24 protein-coding genes and 1 pseudogene are annotated in these 26,607 nt (G+C 53.0%); 11 read left to right on the forward strand and 14 right to left on the reverse strand.

Features of this window, described 5'->3' with window-relative positions; genetic code table 11:
• The first annotated feature begins 31 nt into the window (after nt 1–31).
• A complete protein-coding gene (trpS, locus tag AB8B75_RS18520; protein ID WP_405364301.1) occupies nt 32–1,048 on the forward strand; it encodes a tryptophan--tRNA ligase in 1,017 nt (338 codons plus the stop codon).
• Here trpS and AB8B75_RS18525 read toward each other — a convergent pair.
• Nucleotides 1,045–1,506, reverse strand: coding sequence for a hypothetical protein (locus AB8B75_RS18525; RefSeq protein WP_405364302.1), 462 nt, complete (start codon nt 1,504–1,506; stop codon nt 1,045–1,047). The genes trpS and AB8B75_RS18525 overlap by 4 nt on opposite strands.
• Before the next feature lie 266 nt (nt 1,507–1,772).
• Here AB8B75_RS18525 and AB8B75_RS18530 point away from each other — a divergent pair.
• The 4 genes and pseudogenes from AB8B75_RS18530 (at nt 1,773) to AB8B75_RS18545 (ending at nt 4,758) form a co-directional block, all read left to right on the forward strand.
• Nucleotides 1,773–2,267: pseudogene (locus AB8B75_RS18530) on the forward strand (VOC family protein).
• Nucleotides 2,268–2,345: 78 nt separating this feature from the next.
• Nucleotides 2,346–3,446, forward strand: a complete 1,101-nt coding sequence (locus AB8B75_RS18535) for a class II histone deacetylase (RefSeq protein ID WP_405364303.1) — start codon at nt 2,346–2,348, stop codon at nt 3,444–3,446.
• Between the two features lie 17 nt (nt 3,447–3,463).
• The gene (locus AB8B75_RS18540) at nt 3,464–4,042 is read left to right on the forward strand and encodes a nitroreductase (RefSeq protein ID WP_405364304.1); all 579 of its coding nucleotides are present in this window, start codon (nt 3,464–3,466) and stop codon (nt 4,040–4,042) included.
• Entirely contained in the window at nt 4,039–4,758 is a 720-nt protein-coding gene (locus AB8B75_RS18545; RefSeq protein WP_405364305.1) for an EI24 domain-containing protein, read from the forward strand. The genes AB8B75_RS18540 and AB8B75_RS18545 overlap by 4 nt, the downstream gene beginning before the upstream one ends.
• Here the strand turns inward: AB8B75_RS18545 and AB8B75_RS18550 are convergent.
• Both AB8B75_RS18550 and mce read right to left on the reverse strand, forming a co-directional pair.
• Nucleotides 4,712–5,008: a DUF1467 family protein gene (locus tag AB8B75_RS18550; protein ID WP_405364306.1), complete on the reverse strand. Its 297-nt coding sequence runs from the start codon at nt 5,006–5,008 to the stop codon at nt 4,712–4,714. The genes AB8B75_RS18545 and AB8B75_RS18550 overlap by 47 nt on opposite strands.
• A gap of 15 nt (nt 5,009–5,023) precedes the next feature.
• Nucleotides 5,024–5,428 (reverse strand): methylmalonyl-CoA epimerase, encoded by a 405-nt coding sequence (gene mce / locus AB8B75_RS18555; RefSeq protein ID WP_405364307.1) that lies wholly within the window; start codon nt 5,426–5,428, stop codon nt 5,024–5,026.
• 155 nt (nt 5,429–5,583) lie between these two features.
• On the opposite strand from mce, the gene AB8B75_RS18560 reads away from it, so the two are divergent.
• Complete coding sequence (locus AB8B75_RS18560) at nt 5,584–6,303, forward strand: response regulator (RefSeq protein WP_405364308.1); 720 nt, start codon at nt 5,584–5,586, stop codon at nt 6,301–6,303.
• Here AB8B75_RS18560 and AB8B75_RS18565 read toward each other — a convergent pair.
• The 7 genes from AB8B75_RS18565 to AB8B75_RS18595 all read right to left on the reverse strand — a co-directional run bounded on the left by AB8B75_RS18565 (nt 6,300) and on the right by AB8B75_RS18595 (nt 14,610).
• Nucleotides 6,300–7,019 carry a GNAT family N-acetyltransferase gene (locus AB8B75_RS18565; protein ID WP_405364309.1) on the reverse strand — a complete coding sequence of 240 codons (720 nt, stop codon included), beginning with the start codon at nt 7,017–7,019 and terminating at the stop codon, nt 6,300–6,302. The genes AB8B75_RS18560 and AB8B75_RS18565 overlap by 4 nt on opposite strands.
• A 51-nt stretch (nt 7,020–7,070) precedes the next feature.
• Nucleotides 7,071–8,846, reverse strand: a complete 1,776-nt coding sequence (aspS, locus tag AB8B75_RS18570; protein WP_405364310.1) for an aspartate--tRNA ligase — start codon at nt 8,844–8,846, stop codon at nt 7,071–7,073.
• Between the two features lie 304 nt (nt 8,847–9,150).
• On the reverse strand, nt 9,151–10,020 hold the full coding sequence (locus AB8B75_RS18575; protein ID WP_405364311.1) for a glycosyltransferase family 2 protein: 870 nt from the start codon (nt 10,018–10,020) through the stop codon (nt 9,151–9,153).
• Nucleotides 10,021–10,106: 86 nt separating this feature from the next.
• Nucleotides 10,107–10,772 carry a GntR family transcriptional regulator gene (locus tag AB8B75_RS18580; RefSeq protein ID WP_405364312.1) on the reverse strand — a complete coding sequence of 222 codons (666 nt, stop codon included), beginning with the start codon at nt 10,770–10,772 and terminating at the stop codon, nt 10,107–10,109.
• Nucleotides 10,773–10,894: 122 nt separating this feature from the next.
• On the reverse strand, nt 10,895–12,310 hold the full coding sequence (locus AB8B75_RS18585; protein ID WP_405364313.1) for a tetratricopeptide repeat protein: 1,416 nt from the start codon (nt 12,308–12,310) through the stop codon (nt 10,895–10,897).
• Between the two features lie 125 nt (nt 12,311–12,435).
• Nucleotides 12,436–13,665, reverse strand: coding sequence for a 3-sulfinopropanoyl-CoA desulfinase (gene acdA, locus AB8B75_RS18590; protein WP_405364314.1), 1,230 nt, complete (start codon nt 13,663–13,665; stop codon nt 12,436–12,438).
• Between the two features lie 96 nt (nt 13,666–13,761).
• Complete coding sequence (locus AB8B75_RS18595) at nt 13,762–14,610, reverse strand: LysR family transcriptional regulator (RefSeq protein ID WP_405364315.1); 849 nt, start codon at nt 14,608–14,610, stop codon at nt 13,762–13,764.
• Nucleotides 14,611–14,799: 189 nt separating this feature from the next.
• Between AB8B75_RS18595 and AB8B75_RS18600 the strand changes: the two genes are divergently transcribed.
• The 4 genes from AB8B75_RS18600 to AB8B75_RS18615 all read left to right on the forward strand — a co-directional run bounded on the left by AB8B75_RS18600 (nt 14,800) and on the right by AB8B75_RS18615 (nt 18,710).
• On the forward strand, nt 14,800–16,026 hold the full coding sequence (locus AB8B75_RS18600; RefSeq protein WP_405364316.1) for a YcaO-like family protein: 1,227 nt from the start codon (nt 14,800–14,802) through the stop codon (nt 16,024–16,026).
• Nucleotides 16,023–16,814, forward strand: a complete 792-nt coding sequence (locus tag AB8B75_RS18605; protein ID WP_405364317.1) for a TfuA-like protein — start codon at nt 16,023–16,025, stop codon at nt 16,812–16,814. Before AB8B75_RS18600 ends, AB8B75_RS18605 begins: the two co-directional genes overlap by 4 nt.
• Nucleotides 16,815–16,876: 62 nt before the next feature.
• Entirely contained in the window at nt 16,877–18,133 is a 1,257-nt protein-coding gene (locus AB8B75_RS18610) for a hypothetical protein (RefSeq protein ID WP_405364318.1), read from the forward strand.
• Nucleotides 18,134–18,209: 76 nt separating this feature from the next.
• Nucleotides 18,210–18,710, forward strand: a complete 501-nt coding sequence (locus AB8B75_RS18615) for a hypothetical protein (protein WP_405364319.1) — start codon at nt 18,210–18,212, stop codon at nt 18,708–18,710.
• Between the two features lie 19 nt (nt 18,711–18,729).
• Here the strand turns inward: AB8B75_RS18615 and AB8B75_RS18620 are convergent, their stop codons facing one another.
• On the reverse strand, nt 18,730–20,520 hold the full coding sequence (locus AB8B75_RS18620) for an adenylate/guanylate cyclase domain-containing protein (protein ID WP_405364320.1): 1,791 nt from the start codon (nt 20,518–20,520) through the stop codon (nt 18,730–18,732).
• Nucleotides 20,513–21,133, reverse strand: a complete 621-nt coding sequence (locus AB8B75_RS18625) for a GNAT family N-acetyltransferase (RefSeq protein ID WP_405364321.1) — start codon at nt 21,131–21,133, stop codon at nt 20,513–20,515. Before AB8B75_RS18625 ends, AB8B75_RS18620 begins: the two co-directional genes overlap by 8 nt.
• A gap of 274 nt (nt 21,134–21,407) precedes the next feature.
• Here AB8B75_RS18625 and AB8B75_RS18630 point away from each other — a divergent pair, with 274 nt between their 5' ends.
• Complete coding sequence (locus AB8B75_RS18630) at nt 21,408–23,981, forward strand: putative bifunctional diguanylate cyclase/phosphodiesterase (protein ID WP_405364322.1); 2,574 nt, start codon at nt 21,408–21,410, stop codon at nt 23,979–23,981.
• A 318-nt stretch (nt 23,982–24,299) separates the two neighbouring features.
• Here the strand turns inward: AB8B75_RS18630 and AB8B75_RS18635 are convergent, their stop codons facing one another.
• Both AB8B75_RS18635 and AB8B75_RS18640 read right to left on the reverse strand, forming a co-directional pair.
• On the reverse strand, nt 24,300–24,584 hold the full coding sequence (locus AB8B75_RS18635) for a transposase (RefSeq protein WP_405364323.1): 285 nt from the start codon (nt 24,582–24,584) through the stop codon (nt 24,300–24,302).
• A gap of 787 nt (nt 24,585–25,371) precedes the next feature.
• Complete coding sequence (locus AB8B75_RS18640) at nt 25,372–26,472, reverse strand: flagellar basal body P-ring protein FlgI (protein WP_405364324.1); 1,101 nt, start codon at nt 26,470–26,472, stop codon at nt 25,372–25,374.
• Nucleotides 26,473–26,607 lie beyond the last annotated feature (135 nt).

Here is a 26,607-nt window from a genome sequence, read left to right on the forward strand (position 1 = left end):
ACCTGCTTTTCCAGCCCGAACGGAGCCCGCCATGATACCCCCGACCTTCACGCCGCGCGTCTTTTCCGGCATTCAACCCTCTGGCGGGTTGACGCTGGGCAATTATCTGGGCGCCATCAAGCGTTTTGTACAAATGCAGGAAGAAGGTATCCAAACCGTTTACTGTATGGTGGATCTACACGCGATCACCGTTTGGCAGGACCCTGCGGATCTGCGTCACAACACGCGCGAGCTGGCGGCTGGCTTCATTGCCAGTGGCATCAGCCCGGAAAAATCTATTCTTATCAATCAGAGTCAGGTGCCGGAACACGCGCAGTTGGGTTGGGTTTTTTTTTTTTTTTTCCGGATGGGTTGGGTGCAACGCATGACGCAGTTCAAGGACAAGGCGGGCAAGAACACACAAAACGTGTCGCTTGGTCTCTTTGGCTATCCTGCGTTGATGGCCGCGGATATTCTGGTCTACCATGCGACCCATGTCCCAGTAGGCGAGGATCAGAAACAGCATCTTGAGCTGACCCGCGACATCGCTGCAAAGTTCAATCATGACTATGGGGTCGATTTCTTTCCGATCACGGAGCCTGTCATCGAGGGGGCGGCCACGCGGGTGATGTCGTTGCGAGACGGATCCAAAAAAATGTCGAAGTCTGACCCGTCCGACGCCTCACGGATCAATATGACCGATGATGCCGACACAATCGCCAAGAAAATCCGCAAAGCGAAAACAGATCCTGATGCTCTGCCTTCTGAAGCTGCGGGTCTGGAGGAGCGCCCGGAAGCGCGCAACCTCGTAAACATTTACGCAGCGCTGAGCGAAAAATCCGTGGACGAGGTGTTGCAAGAGGTCGGAGGTCAGCAGTTTGGTGCATTCAAGCCTTTGCTCGCAGAATTGGCTGTTGCTAAACTCTCCCCGATTTCAACCGAAATGGCACGTTTGATGGCAGATCCAACGGAGATTGACAGGCTACTGGCACGGGGTGCATCGCAGGCGCGCGAAATCACCGTGCCCATCCTGGAAAAAACCTATGAGATCGTCGGAATGGTGCGTTAGCGTGCTCTGGCTCTGGAAAACCAAAAATCAGCATCAACTTGCATATGCCATTCATGGGCTTGTTCAGCGCTGGCGCGCGCTAATTTGCGCCGTGCCTGGGACTGCTTTTGGCGGCCGAATATGAATGAAGACACGCCAAACGCAAAGAAGCCATAGGCGCCAGCAGTGTAGAACACGCGCTGTCCGGCTTCTTCATTAAATACACCGACGCTGAGGACAAACAGAACACTGGCGATGCAGATAGAGACAATGCTACCTAGCGAAATCCAGTGGATTCGGCGCAGTTTCCAGATGGGTTTGAGAACACTTACCGGGTTACGCGATCTGGAGAAATTGTGCCAGGCGAACCCTGCTGCAGTTCCCAAGAGTCCCGCCGAAACAACAAAAACCTCTTTCGTGAAAAGGAGGGCGGCAATACCGAACATCAGCCCAAAAACCAGGCCGAAGAACATGATCATCAAAAGCGGTGGAGACGTTGTGGACTGGTCCAATGACTCCTCGGAAGTGAGTGGATGAGTAGTACGTGACAAAGAGTTACCCCTATCGTTTGGGCCGAAGGTTAACATAATCAGCAAACAGAGTCCCATCGATGCACGGTAAAATGGCGCGTTTTTGCTGAATTGCCACTTAATTGACCGCACAGATCCTGTGCAGTTACGTGTCTGGCCAACAATAGGGTTCGGTCTTAGCGTTACGGGCAAAGAATTCATGTCAGGAAGATATCATGTCAAAGTTGAATCATCCCAGCGTCGGCCATGTCCATTTGAAGGTCGCGGATCTGGACCGCGCAATTGCGTTTTACCGCGATATTCTTGGCTTCGAGTTGACTCAACGCTTTGGAGACACTGCGGCCTTTCTGGGCGCGGGCGGTTACCATCACCACATTGGTTTGAATACCTGGCACAGCAAAGATGGTTTGCCCGCGCCGGACGGTCACACCGGACTTTAACATTCTGCGTTTCTTTACCCTGACCGAAGAAGCCTGGCGAAAGTGATCAAACGCGTATCCGATGCGGGTATCGTTCTGGATGGGGCGGCTGATCATGGTGTCAGCGAAGCTGTTTATTTGCGAGATCCGGATGGGAATGGTGTGGAACTGTATCGCGATCGTGCGCCCGAGGACTGGCCGCGCGATGAGAACGGCGCCTTGGCGATGGTAAATGATCCTCTTGACGTGTCCGAGTTACTCTCGGAAGCAGACGCGCCCCGAGTTGGGTAATAACCCCTCGCTATTGCATGGACAACTGCGCAGAGCTGCGGCACGTTCCCATCAAACCTAAAGAGGGCGAATACTACCATGGCGACGGGGTTTTTCTGGGACGAGAAGTGTTTTTGGCACGCAGGTGGGAACTACGCCTATACCCTGCCCGTTGGCGGCCTTGTGCAACCCCTCGCTGCCGGCGGATTGCCTGAAAACCCCGAAACCAAACGACGGTTGAAAAACCTGATGGATGTCACAGGCATCTCTGCAGAGCTCGACATGCGGTCTGCACCTATGGCCAGCCAGGAAGCCCTGTTGCGTGTCCATCCGCAAAGCTACCTGGATGCCTTCAAGCAACTGTCCGACGCAGGAGGCGGGGAATTGGGGCGGCGCACCCCCTTCGCTTCGGGCGGCTATGAGATCGCGGCCCTGTCAGCCGGGCTGGCAGTGACAGCCGTAGACGCGGTTTTGACAGGTGCATTGGAAAACGCCTATGCGTTGTCGCGTCCGCCTGGCCATCATTGCCTTCCGGATTTCCCCAATGGTTTTTGTCTCTTGGCCAATATCGCCATCGCCATCGAAGAAGCACAATCCAAGGGCATGGCGCAGCGCGTTGCAGTGTTGGATTGGGATGTGCATCATGGCAATGGCACCGAAGCCATCTATTATGACCGGGACGATGTGCTGACCATCTCACTGCATCAGGAAGGCAATTACCCGCTGGATACAGGCGCGATCACGGACCGGGGCAACGGGGCAGGTGCTGGGTTTAACATTAATCTGCCCTTGCATGCGGGCGCTGGGCACACCGCTTATTTGCATGCCATGGACACCATTGTTGTGCCGCAGATCGAAGCCTTTGACCCTGATATTATCATTGTTGCATGTGGCTTTGATGCCAGTGCCATCGACCCTATGGCCCGTATGTTGGCCACGGCAGAGACGTTTCGGCAAATGACCCTGCGCATCAAGGCGGCTGCGCAAAACCTGTGCGACGGCCGTTTGGTGCTGGTGCATGAAGGCGGGTACTCTGAGGTCTACGTGCCGTTTTGCGGACACGCCACGTTGGAAGCACTCTCTGGTAGCGCAATCTCGGCACCGGATCCTCTTGGCCAGACCCTCGACATTCGACAGCCAGGTCCCCGGTTTGATGCCTTTCTCAAGGCAGAAATCGATCACCTTGCACAACTCCTTTGATGACCGGATCCAAATCTATGCCCATTCCGAACCCTGCTGCCCTCGACTTCCTGATAACACGACGCTCGCGTCCTGCCAAAACCCTGGCTATGCCGGTCCCCAAGGCGGAAGAATTGGCGCCGTTGTTACAAGCGGCGGCGCGTACGCCGGACCATGGAAAACTCGAACCCTGGCGCTTCATCGTGATTGAAAAACCTGCGATGCCCCGTCTGGCTGAAATTGCAGAGCAGCGCGGGCACGCTTTGGGTCTCGACGCCGAACAAATCACCAAAGGACGTGGCCAGTTCGATCAGGGCCATTTGGCGGTCGCCGTCATCGAAGTACAAAAACCATCAGAAAAGATACCCAGCATTGAGCAAACCTATTCGGCGGGTGCCGTTTGCCTTGCGCTTTTGAACGCGGCACTTACATCGGGGTGGGGGGCAAATTGGCTCAGCGGGTGGCCCAGCCATGACCGCGGGTTCATGCAAGAGGCATTCGGGCTGCAGAACCATGAAAGAATTGCTGGATTGATCCATATAGGTACCGAAACTGCGACACCGCCAGAACGGCCAAGGCCGGATCTGGAGACGATAACCACTTGGATGCGGGCATGATACTAAACGCCTTTTTCGCAGCGCTTGGGCAAATGCCCGACCCCCGCTTTCGGCGGGTGCTGCTAACGGGTGTTGCCCTGACCCTAGCCTTGCTGATCGCTGTTTCAGCCGTTTTTGTTTGGCTCTTGGGCGGGCTTGTCGGGGAGCAGGCGACATTACCCTTGATCGGCGAGGTCACTTGGCTGAACGATCTTGTTGGCTGGGGGTCCGCCGTTGTGCTGGCGGTACTGTCGACATTCCTGATGATGCCCGTTGCCTCGGCCATCACCTCAATGTTTCTCGATAAGGTAGCGCAGGCGGTCGAAGACGAACACTATCCGCATTTGCCTAAAGCCAATGCAGTACCCTTTGGCGATGCCCTGCGTGATACGGTGAGTTTTCTGGGAGTTCTGATTGGCGCAAATATACTTGCGCTGGTACTCTATGTCTTTCTGCTGGTGACCGTGGTTCTGGCCCCGGCAGCGCCGTTCGTGTTCTGGGCCTTGAACGGCTTCCTGTTGGGTCGCGAATATTTCACGCTTGCCGCCATCCGTCGCGTCGGGCGTGCAGAAGCCAAAGTTCTTCGTTCCCGCCATATGATGACCATATGGGTAGCAGGGTTTTTAATGGCGATCCCCTTGTCAGTGCCGCTTTTGAATTTGCTGATCCCGATCCTGGGCGCTGCGACATTTACCCATTTGTTTCACTTGTTGACGCAGCAGGGTTCCCGCGGTTGAACCAGTCCAGATCACGTACAGTGACAACTTCGAAAACAATGATCGACGATACCACGATCCATAGCACGACACTGATCGCGGTCGTGATCCAAGCCTTTTTGCCCAGATTGTGAACTTCCGGCGCGCCGGCATGTGTGCCTGGAACGATTTCGCCCAGATCGCCTTGGGTTTTTACACGAATGGGCAGGACGATGAGAAAGGTCATCGCCCATATCACGGCAAAAAGCACCATTGCTGAGGTGATACCCATCGTTGCGACCTTTCCTCAGACCTGTTCCAATTCGACCAGACAGCCGTTGAAATCCTTGGGGTGTAAAAATAGCACTGGTTTGCCATGCGCACCGATTTTCGGTTCACCAGACCCCAAGACGCGCGCGCCGGTGTCCAAAAGGCGATCACGGGCCGCCAGAATATCATCCACTTCATAGCAAATATGGTGAATGCCCCCGGCTGGATTTTTATCCAGAAACCCCTGAATGGGGCTGTCTTCGCCCAGAGGGTAGAGGAGCTCAATCTTTGTGTTGGGCAATTCGATGAAAATCACTGTGACACCGTGGTCAGGTTCATCCTGCGCTGGTCCGACTTTTGCACCCAAGGCCGTCCGGTACTGATCTGCGGCTGCATCCAGATCCGGGACCGCAATTGCGACATGATTCAACCGGCCAATCATATGAAGTCTCCCATCGACGTGATTGATCGCGCTTATGCTGCTGCGTGCACTGGGATGCAAGTGTCGCACCGTCGCAGGCGCGTCGGAGCCATTAACGGGCTGTTAGCCATATATAAGCCATGCTGAGTCGAAACCGAGTCACCCCGGAGTCGATTATGGATAAGACAGACCCCTTCGCTGCAACAATACCTGCACCGACAGCAACACGTCCATTGTTGGGCCTGACGGTTCTTGTAATCGAAGACAGTCGCTTCGCCTGCGAGGCTATGCGTCTGCTCTGTTTGCGCAGTGGGGCCCGTATCCGCAGAGCAGATTGTTTGCGATCTGCACGCCGGCATCTTCAGGTGTACCGACCTTCTGTTGTCATCGTTGATCTGGGGTTGCCAGACGGCAGTGGTGTGGACTTGATTACGGAGTTGACCCAAACCGAACCGCGTGTGGACGTGGTACTGGCAACATCCGGAGATCTGGACGGGGATGAAGTATCCATGGCTGCGGGCGCCGATGGTTTCCTGGAAAAACCGATCACGTCTCTGGCAGCCTTCCAGCAGGCTATCCTTTGCAATCTGCCCGCCGATCGCCAACCTACCGGTCTGCGCGAACTCTCGGATGAAGTTATTCATCCAGATCGCATGGCGTTTCAGGATGACATGGCGCATATCGCCGACGTGCTTCAAGATCCGGCAGACGACAGGGCCTTGGACTATGTTGCCCAATTTCTGGGAGGCGTTGCGCGTTCCGCGCAGGATGACGTTCTCGAAAAAGCCGCGACTGACCTGGCCAAACGTCGTGCCGCCGGCGAGTCTGCGGAGACGGAAGCAACAGCGGTTGCGAGTTTGATTCAGGAACGTTTGACGCAGAAAATCGCGATCTAGAGGTCCGGATCACTGGCAACTCGCACGACCTGTGTGAGATCGCCAAGGCGTTGGATCTGGTTACCTGATGCATCGAAATTGGATGGCGCCAACCAAGTCTCAAACGCTGTTTTCAAAGCAGGCCACTCACTGTCAATTATTGCAAACCAGGCTGTATCTCTATTGCGGCCTTTGACGACCGTCGCCTGTCGAAACACGCCTTCGAAGCTGAACCCAAGGCGTTGTGCCGCCCTCCGCGACCTCATGTTCAAGGCGTTGCATTTCCACTCGTACCTTCTGTAACCTTTCGCGAAGGCCCAATCCATCATCATGTACATCGCCTCAGTTGCCGCGCGGGTGCGCTGTAGCGCCGGGCTGTAGTTGATATGCCCAACTTCGACAGACCCATTTTGGGTGGAAATCCGCAAGTAACTGGCGACACCTTCCCAACGCCCCGTCTCCAGGTTCCGAATGGCATAGAAAAGTGTTTCGGGGTCCAGCACGGCTTCCAGCATCCAGCTTTGGTAGAAGTCCACAGATGAAAAGGGGCCATATGGCATATAGTCCCAGACAGCGTCGCTCCCCTCATAGGCCCGATACAGCGAACCTGCATGCCTATTCGCGTCGAGTTTTTCCAAAGCTGCATATTGTCCGGTCAATGGCACGCCGACTGGAGCGACCGGTGGTACCCAATTCGGAACCGGCGTGCCAAGATATGATGAGTCATCGGGTTTCATATGCGATCGCTAGATTAGGTCGATTGGCAGGCCAACCGCATTAAACGCAGCTTATTCTTGCGGAATGATCCGCAGCCCCAGTTCCATCAACTGATCGCTGGTGGGATCTGAGGGGGCAGACATCATCAAGTCTTCGGCACGTTGGTTCATCGGAAAAAGGATCACTTCGCGAATGTTGCTTTCATCCGCGAGCAGCATGACGATGCGGTCGATCCCTGCAGCACAACCGCCATGCGGTGGCGCGCCATACTGAAACGCGTTGACCATACCACCAAATCGCTTGCGCACTTCATCCTCGCCATAGCCCGCGATCTCGAAAGCCTTGAACATGATCTCGGGTTTGTGGTTTCGGATTGCGCCCGACACCAATTCATACCCATTGCAAGCCAAGTCATACTGGTAGCCGAGTACATCAAGCGGATCCCCCTCCAATGCAGCCATCCCGCCTTGGGGCATGGAAAACGGGTTGTGCTCAAAGTCAACCTTGCCGGTTTCCGCATCCTTTTCGTAGATCGGAAAATCGACGATCCAGGCAAAGGCAAACCGGTTTTCATCTGTCAAACCAAGTTCCGCACCGATCACGTTGCGCGCCTTGCCCGCAATGGCTTCGAAAGTCTTCGGTTTGCCGCCTAGGAAAAAGGCCGCGTCGCCCACTTCCAGCCCCAATTGTTGGCGAATGGCCTCCGTCCGATCTGGACCCATGTTTTTGGCCAGCGGACCGGCGGCTTCCATGCCGTTGCCCTGATCGCGCCAGAAAATATAGCCCATTCCTGGCAGGCCTTCTTTTTGCGCAAAAGCATTCATTCGGTCGCAAAACTTACGGCTGCCGCCTGAAGGTGCCGGGATAGCCCGGATTTCGGTGCCTTCGTTTTCAAGAAGCTTGGCAAAAATCGCAAAGCCTGACCCGGCGAAATGCTCGGATACGACCTGCATCTTGATCGGGTTGCGAAGGTCCGGTTTGTCCGATCCATACCAAAGTGCCGCATCCTTGTAGGAAATCTGCGGCCAGTCCTGATCAACAGATTTGCCGCCACCGAACTCCTCGAAAATGCCGGTCAGAACAGGCTGGATTGTATCAAAGACATCCTGTTGTTCAACGAAACTCATTTCCAGATCGAGTTGGTAAAAATCTGTCGGCGATCTGTCAGCCCGGGGATCTTCGTCCCTGAAACAGGGTGCGATCTGAAAGTATTTGTCGAAGCCCGAAACCATCAATAGCTGTTTGAACTGTTGCGGCGCCTGGGGCAGCGCGTAAAACTTGCCCGGATGAAGCCGCGACGGAACCAAGAAGTCGCGTGCGCCTTCGGGGCTGGAGGCCGTAATGATCGGCGTCTGGAACTCGCGGAAATTTTTGTCCCACATCTTGCGTCTGATTGATGCAACCACGTCGGCGCGCAATGCCATATTGGCCTGCATTTTTTCGCGACGCAGATCGAGGTATCGATACCGCAGTCGTGTTTCCTCAGGATACTCCTGCTCTCCAAAGACTTGTAGTGGCAGCTCTGCGGCGGCTCCCAAAATCTCGATGTCGCGGATAAAAACCTCAACAGCTCCTGTTGGAATTTTCGGGTTCACCAAGGAGGCGTCGCGCGCTTTGACCTCCCCATCAATTCGAATGCACCATTCTGCTCGCACCTTTTCGACATCGCCGAAAACCGCGCTGTCGGGGTCGCACAAAACCTGTGTCATTCCGTAGTGGTCGCGCAAATCTATGAACAATACGCCGCCGTGATCGCGCACACGATGTACCCAACCTGAAAGGCGGATGGTTTCGCCCACATTGTCTACGGACAGATCAGCGCAGGAGTGGGTGCGATAGGCGTGCATGGCATATCCCTTCGGGGTCAAAATTCGCGCCAGATACACCTTTTGAACAAGCGGAAGTCAAGGCAAACAGAGCGGGTTTTACACTGCAATTCGATATGACGCATTTCAATTGCAATGCTTTTGTTGCCGGATCGATTGTTTTTTGTGGCATTGAACCAGATTGATAATCCACACACCGTCAAGCGGATCTTCACTAACGCACCGGATATGATCCATCGATGGCGCGTTTATGGTCAATATCAGCGCTTCTTCATTTCGCGCCATGCCGACCGCAATTTTTCGTCTTCAATTCAACTTGCGAAACCTATGGCATGTAGTCGCCGTTTTGGTAGCGCGCCATGTCGAAGCGACAGGTTCCTTTCAAATAGGCCAAGGCCTGCGCACGTTTGCGCGCAGAAATGATCGTTAGGGGTGAGAGCAGCTTTAAAATTGCCCGCAATGCAGCGCGCAAACGCGGCACGGAAAGGCCATGCCGTTTCTCCACGTACATTCTCGATTGTGCTATGAAATAGGATTTCAAGGCGGCGCTTTTGATGGCGCTACCTGAAGATTTACCACCCAAATGAGTCACTGTTGCTTCGTGTTCTATTCGAAGCGTCCAGCCCGCTTTCCTCATGCGAAAAACCAAATCGTCATCCTCGTGATAGAGGAAAATCTGTTCATCAAACCCGCCCACCTCATCGAAAGCGGCTTGCCGACAAAACAGCGCAGCACCGGTCAAAATATTGACTTGTACGCTGTCCTTGTTACCGGGTGCGGCAAACTTTTTGTCTGTGTACTCATCGCGAGAAATCAGAGCGGAGCGGCGGTCAAGTCTCAGGGCACCCTTGCCGTTCAGAATAGCGGGGTTCATCGCACCGGCCCGTGGATGGTTTTCAGCGGCTTTTATCAAAAGCTCGCAACATTCCGGGGTCAGTGTAGAGTCCGGATTGCAAAAAAACACGAAATCTTTGGTGTTGCTTGCAGCACCACGATTGCAAGCTGTTCCAAAACCCATGTTCTTCGCCAAAGATATGACCGTCGCACCATGCATTGCGGCAATTTCGCGAGAGGCGTCCTTGCTGTTATTGTCGACAACCACGACTTCGATGTCTTTGGGCACCGATGCCAGAAACTGCCCAATGACTTCCGCACTATTGTAGGTGACGGACACAATTCTTAGTCGGTCATGCATATTCGCCTACGATTTTCATCTTGGATACGGGCTTACATTAAGCCGGGTAAATGGGTTCGTGCCAGCCCAAAGGCCAGCGCAATAGATCAAAGCGCGCGCAGGCGGTGCCGTTCAAGCAATTCTACGAGCATCTCGCGCGCCTGCTGTCTGTGCGCGCGGTGTGCGGCCCGGGCGATGATGGCATCACCTTGCTCGATCGCTTGATACACCCGGCGATGGGCCTCATTGGATTTCAGCGGCATGGGGCGCATGAACAACGTCGTCGCACGTGCCCTGCGCACTTGATCCCGCATCATCATGACGATGCTTTCAATGCGAGAATTGCGCCCAAGTCGAACCAGTTCGGTATGAAATCTGTCGTCAGATTCAGCCCATCTTTCCAGATCTTCAGCCGCGACCGCAACTTCCATATCCTCTATTGCACGGGCCAGTTTTGCCAGTTGGGCAGCGCGATACCCTTGCTGGGCCGCTTGTTCAGCTGCCAAGCTTTCCAACTCGGTGAGGACGTCATAGATCTCGCGCATATCTTCCGGAGACACCGGCAAAATGCGAACGCCTTTGCGCGGACGCAACTCGAGCAAACCTTGCGCTTCCAATGTCAATACGGCCTCACGAACGGGCGTACGGGACATTTCCAACAACTCGGCCAATTCGGATTCAAGATGGTTTGAACCAGCGGCAAGATGCCCGGAAAAAATCATCTCGCGAAGAGCTTGTAGTGCGCGCTGCCCGTTAGATTGGGTCTTTGTCAAAGCTACTCTCATACAAAAATTGGGCATCAATCATAAAAAACTCATCTTAAGAAGGCCCGAAACGAGCCAAATTTGCAAGCGTTCTGGTTTAATTTTCAAAATTTGATCTCGCTCAGGGAGAATCATGCAGCAATCAATGACTGCGCTTTTGCTGTTGCTCTGTCTGCCTGACCGCGATCTCCCAGGCCTTCGAAAGCCCGCGCTACAGCGCGCCAGTTCTGTGCTGAGGTCGGTTTGATACCTGTCCGTTCGTTGGCCAAAGCCAAGGCGAGATCGAACCGCCTGGCCCGCAATGCGGCTTCCAGCAATGTCCAGCCGATGATGTCGCGTTGTGCGTAACTGCCACCAAGGCGATGGGTCATGTATCTTATTGGCAGTAAACGATCCACGCAGGTTGCATAGTTTTCGCGTTTGAAATCCTGCATTGCCAGGCAGAATGGCAACCCGATTTCGCGGGTCATTGCCACATTCGCGTCGGATGCGTTCTCCAGATACCGTTCGTTGGCGGACAACAGTGCCCGTTGTGCGTCCACGCGGTCATCGGAGACAAAAGTCAACATCGCGTGCACGTCGTTGAAGGCATAGAGAGTGTCCTGCGCCGCAGGCTCCCATTTGTTTGCCAGATGTGTCCAGCGATCACCGCCATCCTGACCCACCAGATTCATCCGCCACAGCAGCGCGGCTGCATCCAGCTCTTCGTACTTATGTCCATCCTTGTTGCGAGAATCGAGATGCGTATCAAAGATGTCGAAAACCTGATCATATTGCTCCAGATCAAGATGGTAGAGGCCAGTGTGCCACCACAGGTGATTGGCAAAATTCGACGTGCCCCAAGTGCCTGCGTGATCCCGCATGAAGCGAATACCGCCAGCTTGCCGACCGCGCATTTCCATCACGTGGCTGACCGTATGAACGGCATAGGGATTATCGGGACGAATGGCCAAAGCCTGACGGGCCAGCTCTTCTGCACGGGCAAAGTCGCGATTTTCTTCTAGCCCGAAAGAATAGAAGCCAAGCACGAATTCATAGCCTGGGATGCTTTCATCCCAAAGGTTGAACACCCGCGCAACAACATCGCGTTGACCTGGCACGTCGCCCAACAGCACCATTGTGTAGTGGATCAGCTCTAATGCCAGGAGGTCCATTGGGTACTGCGTCAAAACCGCTTCCCATTTCTGCACAGCCCCGAAAAAATCGCCACGCACCCATGCCTGCACGGCTTCAAAGTGGCCGCGTTCGCGATCGTTGGCTATTGGCAAAAGGCGTTCCGCCTGCTTTAGACTTTCAAGCATCAGATCATAAATTCGGGTCTCCATTGCTTGCGTTAGCCAACCCGCCTTGAACAGCCAGGCCATAAGGAAATCAGGATGTTCCTCAAGAATTCGATCTATCGCTGCGTTTGCGTCGCCTCGGAAAGACAACGACATCAAGATAGCGTTCTCTAATCCATCGATCGCATCACGATTCGGGTAAGAAATCGGAACGCCGCGTAAATCCTTAAATGACGGTGGCATAGTCGAACCAGTATCGGCGCGCATTTCTGGGAGTCCTCAGCAACTTGGGTTAGCGTCAAAATAGTCGCTTACGGCCAAATTGCACTCAGGATCGACCAACTCACGAAAAATCTATCGTCGCGTAAGCACTCCGGCAGCGCATGTTTAGCTTAGTTGCGAGACACGTCCAAGTAACCACCTCGCGTTTGGGGTGTTTTCATGTTCAAAACCTTTCCCGCAATTAGGTTCCTTAGCATCTGTGCCGTACCCCCACCTATCGTAAACATGCGCGCGTCCCGTAGCATGCGTTCGATGGGAGCGTTGCGGGAATAGCCGCCCGCGCCATGCAATTGTAGCGCATCGTTTGTGACTTTGACGGCCATTTCCGAGGCAAAGACCTTGGCTTGCGCTGCCATCATTGGGTCGGGAAAGCCTGACTCGGTGTACGAAGCACTTCTTGCTGCATTCCAGATCATCATCCGCGCCGCTTCAATCTGGATAGACATATCTGCCAACATCCATTGCAGACCCTGAAACTCGGCGATCGGGCGGCCAAACTGCTCGCGTTTCTTGACGTGCACACAGGCGGCTTCAAACGAACCCCGAGCGATGCCAAGGGCAACCGTTGCAGCTCCGACACGCTGCGCATTGTAAGCATTCATGAGACCCGCAAAACCGCGCTCAATCCCCTCGGGCGGCGTGACAAGACGGTCCGTCGGGATCACTAGATTTCTGAAATTAATGGTTGTTTCGGGTATACCGCGCAATCCCATGGTTGGTTCGCGCTCACCAATTTCGAGCCCAGCCTCACCCAAAAACGCGATAAAGCCTCCGATACCCTTGTAGACTCCATCCTCCAAAACGCGCGCGAAAATCAGATGCAATCGCGACACGCCACCGCCTGTGATCCAATGTTTGGAGCCGTTAAGCACCCACGTATCTCCGTCGCGCTCAGCCGTTGTTTTCATTTCGGTGGCCGCGCTCCCGGCGGCGGGCTCAGTAATGCAAATGGCCGGTTTGTCACCTGACAGAACGTACCGGGCGGCGGTTTCGCGTTGGGCCTCCGTGCCGTAGGCGATGATCGCACCGACTGAGCCCATATTGCCTTCCACAACGATCCGTCCGGACACACCACAGCAGCGGGCAAATTCTTCGACCACCAGTGCCACTTCAAAACAAGATCGGCCTGGCCCTCCAAGAGCCTCGGGTACGGACATTCCCATGAACCCGGCCTTGGTTAACTCTGTTACAACGGTGTCGGGATAGGCCTCGGAGCGGTCCGTTTCAGCGGCCTGGGGCAGCGCCACGCGTTCTGCCAACACTTTGGCGCGTTTTTGCAAGTCTGCTTGCTCCGCGGTCAGCAAATGCGAAGGGTCTTCCAAAAACTCTTTATCGAACACTGCTAAACTCCAGTATGGGTGTTACAGATAGTTTAAACCATTCGATTTGTTAATGGTATTGAGTATGTCTTTCGATTTACATGAGAATAGTTAACTCTATAAAGCCCGCAAGAACGTCTGGATCATCGGGTCTGACGCGGAATCGTCGACCAGAAGCGCACCTACTTCCCGGGAATAAGGCGGATCCCCAAATGGGACAGACCTTAGCCCGGGCCAGATGCCAGAGCTGCCTCGACAAATTGGGACAATGGCAACGCCCAAACCTTCGCGCACCATTGATTTTATGGCGTCCAGCGAGTCGATTTCCATGGCGGCGCTCACGTCTATGCTCTGGGCTTTCAATTGGGCTTCTATGCGGCTTCCAGCCCAGGTTTTCCGATTGAACCAAATAAAGGGCTGCGTCGTCAGTAATTCATGCGCGTCGCCAACTGCGTCCTTGGGCGCAACTACGGCGAGTGGTTCGTGGGCAATGTGGTGCCAATTCAAACCTGGCACTGGACGCGGAGGCCGGGTGCAGACAACCACATCCAGCGCGCCTTCGGCCAATTGCTTGGCCAGGCTGTCGGAACTGCCGCTGCGCACATCAAAAGCGAGCGCCGGATGAATGGCTTTCAACTCGGCCAGTGCATTTGGTAAAAAACTACTCAGAACTGTCGGAACAGCCCCGACAGTCAGCCGACCTTGTACCAGCTGCCCCGAAACCACATCTTGGGATGCATCGAAAAGTGCTATGACCTTCCGTGCATGATCAGACAGAGCATGGGCCTTTGCCGTTGGGGATGGCGGCCGGGCTGTACGGTCAAAGAGTCTGACCGCCAATTCTTCTTCCAACGCTTTGATTTGCAAGCTGATAGCGGAATGAGATCGGCCAATGGCGTTGCCTGCAGCCGCGAAAGAGCCGCAGTCAATCACCGCAATCAAAATGCGCATTTGCAGTATGTTCATGGGCGGGTTGGCCAATACAATGAAGCACCGAACACGGCTATGTGTTTGAATTCTAGTGGATGTGCAGCCGTGCGTCCATGCGCCCAGATCAATGCGGCAAAACCACCGAAACTGCAGCAAACAATACCGTTTCAGATTGGCGGCAAGTGTGGTTTGAGTATGCTGCGATCAAGGCGGAGAATTGCAGCAATGGATTTCAAAGACAGCCCTGAAAAACAATTGCTGAATGGCTCCCATCGGGTGAGCACCATTGACGCGACACTCAAGCGCATTCTCCCATTAAAACACAGTTTTGGGATCACGCGCATTGCCAATGTCACCGGGTTGGACCGCGTCTCCGTTCCGGTTGCGATAGCCGTGCGACCTAACGCGCGGTCCATTGCAATATCCCAGGGCAAAGGTGCCACATATGACCACGCCAAGGCCTCCGCCTTGATGGAGGCGATCGAAATCTGGCATGCAGAACACTTTGAAGGCGAAGTCTACTACGCCAGCGCCGCTGATTTGTTGGCGAAACATCAAATGATTGACCTGTCCCGTTTGCCTCGGACACCCGGACCAGACCCAAAGGCAACGGTACGCATGCACTGGGTCAAGGCCACCGACCTTATGAATGATACCCAAAAGCTTGTTCCGCTGGAAATGGTTCATGCGGACTACACACACCCTTTGTCCTCCGACTGTGGCTATTTTCCGGCAAGCACAAATGGCTTGGCGTCTGGAAACCACCTTTTGGAGGCAACCTGTCATGCAATTTGTGAGGTGGTCGAGCGCGACGCGCTGTCGGTATGGCACCACTTGCCGTCCGAGTCGCAGCGCGCGACGCGGCTGGACCCCGCCTCGGTGACAGATCCAACTCACATTGCGACTCTCGAGAAATTCGCCAATGCCGGATTGGAGTGCGCGCTCTGGGACGTGACGTCGGACATCGGTGTCCCGACAGTTCTATGCATCATTTATGAGACCGATGCACCGGACGGGCATCTGGGGCTTGGATCGGGCAGCCATCTTGACACAAATACCGCATTGCACCGTGCCATGAACGAGGCGGCGCAAACGCGGCTCAATTACATAACTGGTGCTCGCGAGGACCTGTTTCACAATGAGTACACGACCGAGGGACGCCAGCAAAAAATCGATGCCTTTGCTGCCTTGCTGGATGGGCGAGAGGGTCTGCGCAAGATAAGCGACATAGAAGGGGTTGTGAACCAAACGCTTGAGGCGGATCTCGATTGGCTTAAGGCAAAGCTAAGAGAAGCAGGAATTGAGGAAATCGCCCTTGTGAACTTGACGCGAGAGGAATTTGACATCCCGGTCGTTCGCGCGATCATTCCAGGGCTGGAGGCTCCCCATGACGACGAGGCGTACATCAAAGGCACCCGTGCGACGCGGGCGATGTCCGGAGAAATAGAATGATCACGCTCTTTGCCGGTCCCTCGATCGCCGGATTGTCTCTGCCTGCTACGTCGGTATTCGACCTTCGACGCCCCATCCAGCAGGGCGGCCTATTTATGGCTGCGCTGGACCGCCCCGCCGCAATTGGCATCATTGACGGTTTTTTCGAAGGCGTGCCATCGGTCTGGCATAAGGAAATTCTCTGGGCGATGGCGCAAGGCATTCCCGTCTTTGGCGCGTCAAGCATGGGCGCTTTGCGGGCCGCGGAATTGCACGCCTTTGGCATGATCGGCGTCGGCAAGATCTTTGACGCATATCGCGATGAAGTCCTGGAAGATGATGACGAAGTGGCACTTTTGCATGGGCCAGAAGAGGTCGGGTACCCGGCATTGACCGTTGCAATGGTCAATGTCCGAGCAACACTCAATGCAGCATTGCATGTTGGCAAAATCCGTTCACATCAAGCGTGCTGGCTGGAAGACCAAGCAAAGGCGCAATTCTACAAGTCACGAACTTGGCACAGTGTCTTTGCAGCAATCGACATGGACATTATGTCCGAAACAGAAACTCATGAACTGAAATCTTGGGTCGAAATACACGAAGTTGACCAAAAGCAACTTGACGCGCAACTATTAATTGATCGTTTGGTGCGGGGCGATTTTGCGGCACCTGACGTGACCTACCACTTCGAGGAAACCGATCTCTGGCAGCATGCCACACAAATCTGGCGTGAACGCGCCGCGGAAAAAACAGACACTCCAGCCCGAGTGCAGCAGCTTGCGAAGAGTGTTAGTTTTCTGGATGAATAGACGGGCGCGTTTTATTGCGATAGCCATTGCAGGCGTGGGAAAATGCAGGGGGCTACAACGCCATGACAGGAACACGGTTCAAAATCTTCCCGCAACCGCAGTTTCTTGACGACTTTGCGGAACCTGAAATCATAGAGGTGTCTTCGCCCGCTGGCAGTCTTGCGCCAGGTCCGTCCGATGACCGGATGTATACCATTTTTCCAATTGGAAAGAAGGAGCCCTATGGCATTTCGCCTAACGGCCAAGATGTGGTGGCACCGCCCTGGAAGGGGAGGATTGAACCTTTGGCCATGCCAGATGCAGAAGGCCATTTCGACTATCTGGAACCCGGAACGCCACAATTTGAAACGGCTCATTTGTTTGGAACTGTGCGCTTCGTCATGGACATCTGGGAAGACTACTTTGGTCGCGAAATCCCGTGGCAAAGTGACAAGACCCACGACCGCATGGAATTGACGATCTTGCATTCGCTTGAAAATGCTTACTCTGGGTATGGATTTATCGAGATGGGCGGGGACCGATCCACGGGTAGCCTGAAACCTTTCAGTCTGAATTTCGACGTGATCGCCCATGAACTGGGTCACGCCATCATCTATTCCGAAGTGGGTGTGCCTGATCCGAGTAATGTGACGGGTGAATACTTTGGTTTCCACGAGAGTGCCGCAGATCTTGTGGCTCTCATCTCTTCGCTGCATTTTAATTCGTTGGTTGATCTTTTGTTGGAAAACACCAGCGGTAACCTTTACATGCTGAACGCCGTAAATCGCGTAGCGGAACTTTCGCAAAACAAACAAATCAGGATCGCGGCAAATGACAAACGTCTTGGCGAATTCGCCAAAGGCTGGGTCAAGGAACACCACCTCTCACAGCCGCTGACCGGGGCATTCTTTGATATACTGGTCGATCTGTTTCACGAAATGCTATTGGATTACGGGGCTATTTCTCCCGAAATGGAAGAACTCTCGGATGAGTTGCTGGCCACCGCTCAATACGCGCCTGTGATGCAGGAGCTTTTCGACGCGGCTTATGCTGATCATCCGGACCAATTCAAACTCGCGTTGTTGGATGCGCGTGACATTCTCGGGACTTACTTGGCGGACACTTGGCAACAACTGAGCCGAAAGGACCTAAATTTTGTGGATATCGCGGATATCTTTCTGGAAGTGGATCGGACCCACACGGGCGGGCGTTTCGAGAAATTGATCCGGGGCAACTTCAAAATGCGCGACATCGGATTTGTCGATGTGGGCCCCCAACTGGAGCCTCTCGGAAAAGACAGTCATGCAAATTCTGTCCGAACTATGGTTCCAATGGACTGAAAATGAAGAATGCGTTAACTAATAATTGCAATCGACTGAACGAGAGCAGATTTCGCTCTTGAAAGGAAAAATCATAATGTCAGAATCTCTCTTTACTTCCGCATCTATTGTTCTGTTCGGCCGCGAAGTCGACGACTTGGCGATCATTAAAAAAGGCCTGAGCACGGCGACCACATTTAGCAAGGAAAAGAACCAGTTCGCACGCATCTATGGATTTACCTACGATGGTATTTATTATGATATCGCAACGCCTGTTTTGTTCATGATGAGCACAAAAGGCAAGGCAGCATCGACCGTCGATGTGCCGGGACCCAACCCGAAAGAAAAGAAATTTTACGAAAGCCTGCTCGCCTGGACTGTCAAACAAACCGACGAGACCGTGCGTCTGGACATTGATCAGGGCAAGTTTCAGGATGTCCTTTTGGGCATGATGCTCGGCGATGGCGCAAGCGGCGTTTCAGGTGCCCGCGTCTCAGGGGCAAGAGTTTCCGGCGCGCGCGTTTCCGGCGCACGCGTTTCCGGCGCACGCGTATCTGGTGCTCGGATCAGTGGTGCGCGCGGCGATGCCAGCGACTAGAAAATAGCGCTGGTCGCGGTTAGAGGCCTGCGCGTTTGAGGCCGTCCAAAAAGTGCTGTGCGTCTTCTTCGTACAAGTCCGGTTGCACGGATGTCCATCTGTCGACCGAGAAATTTGGGTGTGCCTGCCGGACAAGCTCCGCCTGAGCCTTTGCTTCTTTGAGTTTGCCCAAATGCGCGTAGCTTGCCGCCAGGATCCGGCGCCCTTCGGTCGGGTTTTGCATTGTCTGGATCGCGCTGATCGCATTTTCGTATTGTTTGAGGTTAAAATAGGCCCCCCCGAGGTGCCAGATGTACTGGTCTGGGTAAAATGGGTTCAGCCGCATGGCTTTTTGAAGAAGATCAACCGCTTCTTCTGACCGACCCATATGGGCCAATGCATCTGCCATATCTGACATTAGATCGGCGTCGTTCGGGTTGAGTTTCAAGGCACGGGCATAAGCATTGATGGCTTGCTCATGTTCCTTTCGATAGAGATGCGCAAATCCAAGCTCGCCAAATCCGCGCGCGTCCGACTCGTCCAGATCAATGGCTTCACGGGCAAAAACCAATGCATCATCCAACGCCAGATCGGGTTTTTCGGCCCAGTCATAGCGCCAATCCAGGTTAAAGGTACGCGATTTCGCAGCATAGGCGCGCGCGTATCGCGCGTCGCTACCAATTGCGTTTTCGTAGAGATCACGCGCGTGCCGCACCTCAGGCTGGGTGTATTTCAACACATGTCGGTGTCCCTTGAGAACAAACCCATAGGCCATCAGGTTGGCAGGGGGCAGGAGACGCATCCGGTCCCGTTCTGTTGCCTCGATCCTTGCAGCCGTGGCAGTGACGATAATCTGGGTGATCTCATCCTGCAGGTCGAAAATATCTTCTACGTCGCGGTTATACTGTTCGCCCCAAATGGTGCGATCCTGTAGAGCGTCAAGCAATTGCAGTGTGATGCGAATTCTAGAACCAGCTTTGCGTACCGTGCCGTCGACCGCATAGCGCACACCCAATTCTCGGGCTGCCTGTGCGGGGGACTTGGACCGATCCATGTACATGTTTGCCGAACCGCGCGCGATCACGAAAAACTCTTGGAACCTTGAGAGGTTCGTCGTCACGTCTTCGGTCAAACCGTCGGCAAACCATTGATCATCTGAATTGCTGCCCTGAAACCCGAAAGGCAGTACAACAATGGATTGGTTGGCGACGGGACGCTCTTTGAATTCGGCTGAGTTTTCAAGGTTCCGACGCAGCCCTGGCGTCATCGCTGCTGTGGTTGGATTTTCATGGACTTGAAAGACGTCAATCGTCCGTCCGATGTTCTTGAAGTCCTGGCCGCCGAGATATTCGTATCCGTATTCCAGCTTGTTACTGACATGGTCATAGGCTGCGCCGGAAATACAGACTTGCCCGGGGGAGGCAAATGCCTCGATCCGAGCTGCTATGTTGATGCTCTCGCCGGTAATCTCATCACCGCTGACGAGAATTTCGCCGAGATTAATACCGAACCGGAACCAGATTTGCTGGCTTTCCGGAAGACCTTCGTTTTCGATTGCCAGCGTTTTTTGCATTTCGATCGCAAAGGTTACAGCATCGACGGCGCTTTCAAAAACCATGAATGCATTGTCGCCAGCAGACCCTTTGAACTCCCCAGAATAGCCGCGGATGGCTTCGCGAAACTTTTCCAGCCGGTTGGTCACCGAAATGGTTGTGCGAACCTCGTCTACGCTCATCATTGTGCTGAAATTCGCCACATCGGCAAAGGCGATTGCAACCAGCCGCCGTCTGAGGTTTCTCCTGGAACCAGATGATTGTTCGGTACTACTCACGTTCCTCTTTCCAGCAAGTCGGCATAAATGAAAGATCGCAGGATTTTGTCACCGTTTCAATGACCTGCTCCCTGCTGGCTATCCACTCCCTGCCAAGAATGCCAGCGATTACAATATCTTTTCTCACGCCTTCAAAGAACCAACCTTCACGAAACTTGCCTTCTTCGGAAAACCCCAGCTTTGCCAAGGCGCGTTTCGTGGCGGCGTTGTCGTCTCTATAAAATGTTGTAACTCTATGCAACCGAAGCCTTTTAAAGGCCAGGTCTAAAACAGACACTGCCATTGCAGATGCCAATCCTCTCTTGCGAAAGGCCTGGGAAACAAAGAATGGCATGACGGCGTCGCCCTGAATGTAATTGACTGATTCCAAACCCGCGATCCCAAGCGGTTGCCCGTCACCGGCCACAGCAATGAACCAATGTCCGCAAGGCGATTTCTGATACTCGATGGATTTGCCCCAGCTCTTGCGCAGTGCATCCACGCTGGTAGGGACTGGCAGCGACCGATCAAATAAGGCGACATCCTGAAAATCCCAGAACCATTCCGCAATATTTGTGATGTCGTCCAATGCCAAAGGGCGCCATGTGATCGGTTCAACCGCTTCATTTGACATAGTTATCTTCCACCACACTTGTTTTGAAAATACTTACCACCGGTTGGTTTTTGCCGCGGCGATTTTTCTTTGCAAAGAAAATACGTTCAAAACATTAATAACACAGAATATGACCGCACCGACCGTTATTGCAATGCTTTTACGGTCGTGAGAGTCGGCGGAAGCGATTACTGGGATGTGATCGTTTTCACCGTTAAAGTGTTTAGACTTTTACCTGATAACGGGACCTTAAACGCCAACACCTACTGCTTTTGCAACTGTTGTGAGAGCTTTGATGCGCGCCATGTACAACGCAGGTGAAGGGTTTACTGTTGAGTTGCTGGTTGATGCGCTGGCTCTGCCGGCGTTCTTCGTATGCTCGGATCACTTGGTTCGCTATGCTAACAGTCGCGCAATCGATTTGTTGGTCGGAGGGGATGGCGAAGGTCTGATTGGGCGTGAAATTCAGTCTTTGGTTCTGTCTGCTGAAACGACGAAGATTTGGGAACGGGACTTCACAACGGATATTAGTGGCCGCAAAAAATCTATTGCCAATGTAATGGTCAGCGGCCAATCCGGGATCTACGAATACTCTGTCTCGCAATTGAAAAATGATCGAAATTCGTTTGTTGGCTGCTTGTTTCAGTGCGTTCAATTTGACGATGAGAGAGAACAAGGCGGCGCATTTCACGCAGTCAGGCCGCGAGAACCCATATCGAATGCTCAAGGTCAATCAAGTACATCGCGTGATATTCTTGATCTGGCAGAGAGCGAATGGCGCTGGAGAACCGCTATTTTGTGTGCCAATCAGGCGGTTTGGGATCACGACTTCGAGAGAGACCGGCACTTCGTTTCAAATACTTGGCGCGAATTGCGTGGACTCAAACCAAAAGATCCCTTTCCCACGTCAAACAAGACTTGGCTGGCCACGATACACACAAAGGATATCGATCACATTAAGGAGGCACTTAGACGTCTCGATACCGGTGAAAGCGATGTTATCAACTACAAATTTCGTCAACAGCACACTGACGGGCATTGGGTATGGTTTTTGAGCAGTGGCCGCGTCGTGCGGCGCGACAAGAATGGCCGACCTGCACGGATTATCGGAACAGACACTGACATAACCGATATCAAAACTGTGGAACAGGAAAAACATCGGATGGCTGAGCGGCTCGAGACAGCGATGGAGGCTGCAGGTATGGGACGTTGGGAATTTGATGTCGGCGCGAACTATGCCTATTGGGACAATCGAATGCTTGAGCTTTTTGGTATTGAGGACAAGGTCAACATCAGAAGTTCTACAGATTGGGGTGGGTATATCCATCCTGATGACCGCGAAGCCACTTTGGCGCTTGCGCAAGAACGTTTGGAGCAAGGCAGAGACATTGAATGCGATTACCGGCATCTGAACAAGGATGGTACGGTGAAACACATTCGTACATGCGGTAAGTTTGTTCAAGATGCTGAACATGGTCCAAGGTATTATGGTGTAAACTTTGACGTTACCCAGGATTATGAGAGAGCACAGGAACTGGAACTTGCGCGGGAACGCCTAGAGTATGAGAGCAGGCACGATGTCTTGACGGGTTTGGCAAACCGAAGGTTTTTGGATGACGCTTTCACAAAATTAGCAAAGGGAGCCGACCACGTAGCACTCAGAACGGCTGTCTTGCACTTTGACATCGATCACTTCAAGCAGATCAATGATACACTTGGCCACGACGCCGGTGACGCTACTCTGAAACATGCCGCAGAAGTGCTTAAACAGAATGTTCCAGATGAAGCATTTGTTTCCCGCGTGGGAGGCGATGAATTTGTGGCACTTATGTTCGACGCACCTGACAATTGCGCTTTGGTGGAGACGGCCAAGAGTATAATAAACCATATGTCGCAACCCTTTTATTATGGGTCTCAACAATGCAACATCGGCACTAGTATTGGCATTGCAGTTTCGGAGCCTTCGGAGCCGTTGAATAATGGGCTTTTCATTGATGCGGACTTAGCTCTCTACGCGGCAAAAAAAGCAGGTCGCGGAAGATTCCGGTTTTTTACGACAGAAATGAAGCAGGAAGCACGCCGCCGCAAAAACTCTTTCGATGCGCTTTTGGCCGGCTTTGATCATGGTGAAATTACCTGCCATTACCAGCCACAGTTTGATGCAAAAACACTGCGATTAACCGGGCTGGAAGCACTCGTGCGCTGGGAAAGTAAGGAATATGGCTTGATCATGCCGGAAGAATTTCTTGCCACAGCAGAGGACATGGGGCTGGTAGCTCATTTCGATGAATTAGTTCTAAGAAAAGCTCTGCGCGATCTTAAGAAGTGGGAGGAACAAGGCTTTGAAGTTCCAAGGGTGTCGGTAAATGTTTCTTCGCATAGACTAAATGATCCCACGTTGATTGATAGGCTGAAACCTTTGGATTTACCCAAGGGAAAAATCTCGTTTGAACTTCTTGAATCTGCTTTCTTGGATTCAAAAAACGAAACCATTGAAAGAAACTTGAGAAAGATCGAACAAATGGGTATCGAAATCGAGATTGACGACTTTGGAAGTGGTCATGCTTCGATTGTAAGTTTGTTGCAGGTTGCTCCAAACCGCTTGAAAATTGATCGCATTTTGATTGAACCGATTGTTAGATCTAAGCGTCAAAGAAACCTCGTAAAAACAATAGTCGGAATTGGTAACATGCTGGACGTCGACGTTGTCGCCGAAGGTGTTGAATCGTTGGAGCATGCGGAAGTGTTGCGAAGTATTGGATGTCGTTTCTTGCAGGGTTTTGGGTTGGCTCGCCCGATGGATGCAAACGCCGTACTGCTTTTCCTAAGTGATTTGGACGAAAACAACGGTTTTCTTTCTTGTGCGTAAAAACCCTTATGCCACTTGCGGTGAAGAAAAATCGATATTGCTAAGAACGATTTTTCGAACGAGGTAAAGAAAACCAAATTGACATGAAATCATAAAACCTGGGTAGGTTTTGCGAACTGGATTTGGCTTGTTCGTCATTAACCCTAGCTTGCCCTCCTTTGACGCCGTTTTTTGACGTCAGCTCTGTCCAGTTGTTTTTTTCGACTGGGTCAAGAGTTCCAATGGCACCGTAATAGAGAGACTGGAAGGCGGGCGGCGATGTTTGAAACCGGCGCGTTGTATGGCTTGTGATCTGAGACCCAAGTCTCCTCCAGCCTATTAGACCTCGTGGTTGATTTCTGGCATTATGCGGTCTGCTTTTGCGCGTGTATTTTTGGCCGCGAACTCGTTGGTCTTGAGATTGCTCAACGACGAATGTGGCCTGTTTTGGTTGTGGTTCTCCTTCCATTTGGTGGTCTCCTTTTGAGCGTCTGCGAGAGACGAGAACGGGGATTCATTCAGGCATTCGTACTGAAAGCTTCGGTTGAAGCTCTCGATGAAGGCATTCTGTGTTGGCTTTCCAAGGGCGAAGTAATGCCAATCAATCTTCGTTTTGTACACCATTTGAGCACCGTCGAACTGGTCGCTTCTGCCCTAATGTCATCGACGATTGTCTTCGGCATCCCGCGCACTTGAATGATCGCGTCCAACTCGCGCATCGGCCGCACAACCGGTAGCGATGTGACCGGAACAAGCGCCAAGCATTCCCGGCTGAAGTTATCCATGACGGCCAACACGCGGAACCGGCGCTCGTCCGCGAATGTGTTCGAAACGAAGTCCAAGCCTCAACGCTCATTGATGGTCGTGGGCACCTCCATCGAGCGGCGTGTGCCTATCCGTTCAGCCAGCAGCTTCTTTGTTTTCTCATCTTCAAGCGCTTGCAGTTTGCGCGTTTGACACATCCAGCCTGCCAAACTTCGATTGGTACTTGTAGATCGACGCAGTGCTGTTGCCATGGTTACGGCACACCTAAGCCGCTGGAAGCCCTGCTTCCTGCTCTTTGATCATCGCGATGAACTGTTCTTCGGTGAACCGCGACATCCTCGTATTCGTTCTCCAATGCTTGGGAAAGAACCGGCTTAAACTAGAAGGAGTTTTAAGGTCTCACATCACGATATAAACATCTGTACAGTTTGGGGTATTTTTCTGTTCGTTCATCATGGACAATAGGAAGTGCAAACTACACACATGCTCGTAACTCGCAAACAACATATCTGGGCAGCTGTAGTAGGTCTAGTTACCAATCAGGCGCGCTGACCTCTCTGCCGATGGATCATGTCCGCGTCGCACGGTTTTGCTGATATGGCAGTAAATGCGGGGAGTCCGACTTTAAAGGCAAGTGCAAAACACGCTAACGAACTATAAACTCCGCATGCAATGCGCCAGCCGCCTTAATACTCTTAAGAATATCTATCATGTCTCTGGGAGATACACCGAGAGCATTGAGACCGGAAATAACCTCTGACAAGGACGTACCAACGGGTATTTCTGCCAAACCAATGCCTGGCTCTTCTTCGATTTCGGCATTCGTTCGGGGCACAATTACGGTCTCACCTTCTGCAAATGGGTTCGGCTGAACCGCTATTGGAGCCTCTTGTATTCGCAAAGTTAGGTTGCCTTGTGATACGGCTACACGCGATATTCGAACGTCCTCGCCCATAACAATAGTACCGGAACGCTGATCAACCACTACTCTTGCCTTGCGTTCCGGCAACACTGAGATGTTTTCAATGCGTCCCAAGGCGTGAGCTACTGACGCCATTCTTGTCTCGGGTATGTCCAATTGGACCGTACCGGAATCGAGCATAAACGCCACCGGCCTCCCAAAGTCGGAGTTTATTGCCTGTTCGATACGTGCAGCAGTTGTAAAATCCGCGTCGCGAAGTGCAAGCCGCAAGTTGGTCAAACTGGATAGGTCAAATTCGATCTCTCTTTCAACGCGCGCGCCAGAAGGAATGACTCCGGCAGTCGGCACGCCTTGCGTGACATTGGCACCGTCGCCCTCGGCAACGGCACCGCCAGCGATGATTGTACCTTGGGCAACTGCATAGATCTGACCGTCCGCTGCATTCAGAGGCGTCATTATCAGAGTGCCGCCTAGAAGACTGCTCGCATCACCGATTGCAGAGACAGTGACATCAATTTGGCCGCCGCCCCGCGCGAATGGTGGAAGGGCTGCCGTGACCAACACTGCCGCCACATTTTTGGGACGAAATTGTTCACCCGCGACGTTCACACCTAACCTCTCCAGAATGTTGGACATGATCTCTTCGGTATACGGTGAATTTCGCAAACTATCGCCGGTTCCATTCAGCCCCACGACCAGACCATACCCGACCAGATCATTTCCCCGGACTCCATCGAACTCCACCAGGTCTTTTAATCGAATTGCACCAGCTTGCACGGTGGCTGGCAACAAAACGCACAGGATCAGGAGCCTAAGGAACATCATGACAGGAAATTCAACAGCGACAGATTGGAGGACCGCACGGTCACGGTGTAGAGGCTCTCGAGGTGAAACTGTGCCTCTTCCAATCTTGTTGCGGTCTCAAACGGATCAGCTTCTAGAAGAGCCGTTCGTGAATAC

Source organism: Roseobacter sp. (genome assembly GCF_045106495.1).
Lineage (GTDB): Bacteria > Pseudomonadota > Alphaproteobacteria > Rhodobacterales > Rhodobacteraceae > Roseobacter.

Bases quoted from the DNA above. Each gene is read 5' to 3' on its own strand.
- AB8B75_RS18550 (WP_405364306.1), bottom strand. From the start codon at position 5,008: ATGGGTATCACCTCAGCAATGGTGCTTTTTGCCGTGATATGGGCGATG.
- AB8B75_RS18575 (WP_405364311.1), bottom strand. From the start codon at position 10,020: ATGCATGACCGACTAAGAATTGTGTCCGTCACCTACAATAGTGCGGAA.
- AB8B75_RS18640 (WP_405364324.1), bottom strand. From the start codon at position 26,472: ATGATGTTCCTTAGGCTCCTGATCCTGTGCGTTTTGTTGCCAGCCACC.
- AB8B75_RS18595 (WP_405364315.1), bottom strand. From the start codon at position 14,610: ATGAACATACTGCAAATGCGCATTTTGATTGCGGTGATTGACTGCGGC.
- AB8B75_RS18630 (WP_405364322.1), top strand. From the start codon at position 21,408: ATGCGCGCCATGTACAACGCAGGTGAAGGGTTTACTGTTGAGTTGCTG.
- trpS (WP_405364301.1), top strand. From the start codon at position 32: ATGATACCCCCGACCTTCACGCCGCGCGTCTTTTCCGGCATTCAACCC.
- AB8B75_RS18635 (WP_405364323.1), bottom strand. From the start codon at position 24,584: ATGGTGTACAAAACGAAGATTGATTGGCATTACTTCGCCCTTGGAAAG.
- aspS (WP_405364310.1), bottom strand. From the start codon at position 8,846: ATGCACGCCTATCGCACCCACTCCTGCGCTGATCTGTCCGTAGACAAT.
- AB8B75_RS18525 (WP_405364302.1), bottom strand. From the start codon at position 1,506: ATGATCATGTTCTTCGGCCTGGTTTTTGGGCTGATGTTCGGTATTGCC.
- mce (WP_405364307.1), bottom strand. From the start codon at position 5,428: ATGATTGGCCGGTTGAATCATGTCGCAATTGCGGTCCCGGATCTGGAT.
- AB8B75_RS18600 (WP_405364316.1), top strand. From the start codon at position 14,800: ATGGATTTCAAAGACAGCCCTGAAAAACAATTGCTGAATGGCTCCCAT.
- AB8B75_RS18545 (WP_405364305.1), top strand. From the start codon at position 4,039: ATGATACTAAACGCCTTTTTCGCAGCGCTTGGGCAAATGCCCGACCCC.
- AB8B75_RS18535 (WP_405364303.1), top strand. From the start codon at position 2,346: ATGGCGACGGGGTTTTTCTGGGACGAGAAGTGTTTTTGGCACGCAGGT.
- AB8B75_RS18615 (WP_405364319.1), top strand. From the start codon at position 18,210: ATGTCAGAATCTCTCTTTACTTCCGCATCTATTGTTCTGTTCGGCCGC.
- AB8B75_RS18610 (WP_405364318.1), top strand. From the start codon at position 16,877: ATGACAGGAACACGGTTCAAAATCTTCCCGCAACCGCAGTTTCTTGAC.
- AB8B75_RS18560 (WP_405364308.1), top strand. From the start codon at position 5,584: ATGGATAAGACAGACCCCTTCGCTGCAACAATACCTGCACCGACAGCA.
- AB8B75_RS18565 (WP_405364309.1), bottom strand. From the start codon at position 7,019: ATGAAACCCGATGACTCATCATATCTTGGCACGCCGGTTCCGAATTGG.
- AB8B75_RS18585 (WP_405364313.1), bottom strand. From the start codon at position 12,310: ATGCGCGCCGATACTGGTTCGACTATGCCACCGTCATTTAAGGATTTA.
- AB8B75_RS18540 (WP_405364304.1), top strand. From the start codon at position 3,464: ATGCCCATTCCGAACCCTGCTGCCCTCGACTTCCTGATAACACGACGC.
- AB8B75_RS18605 (WP_405364317.1), top strand. From the start codon at position 16,023: ATGATCACGCTCTTTGCCGGTCCCTCGATCGCCGGATTGTCTCTGCCT.
- AB8B75_RS18625 (WP_405364321.1), bottom strand. From the start codon at position 21,133: ATGTCAAATGAAGCGGTTGAACCGATCACATGGCGCCCTTTGGCATTG.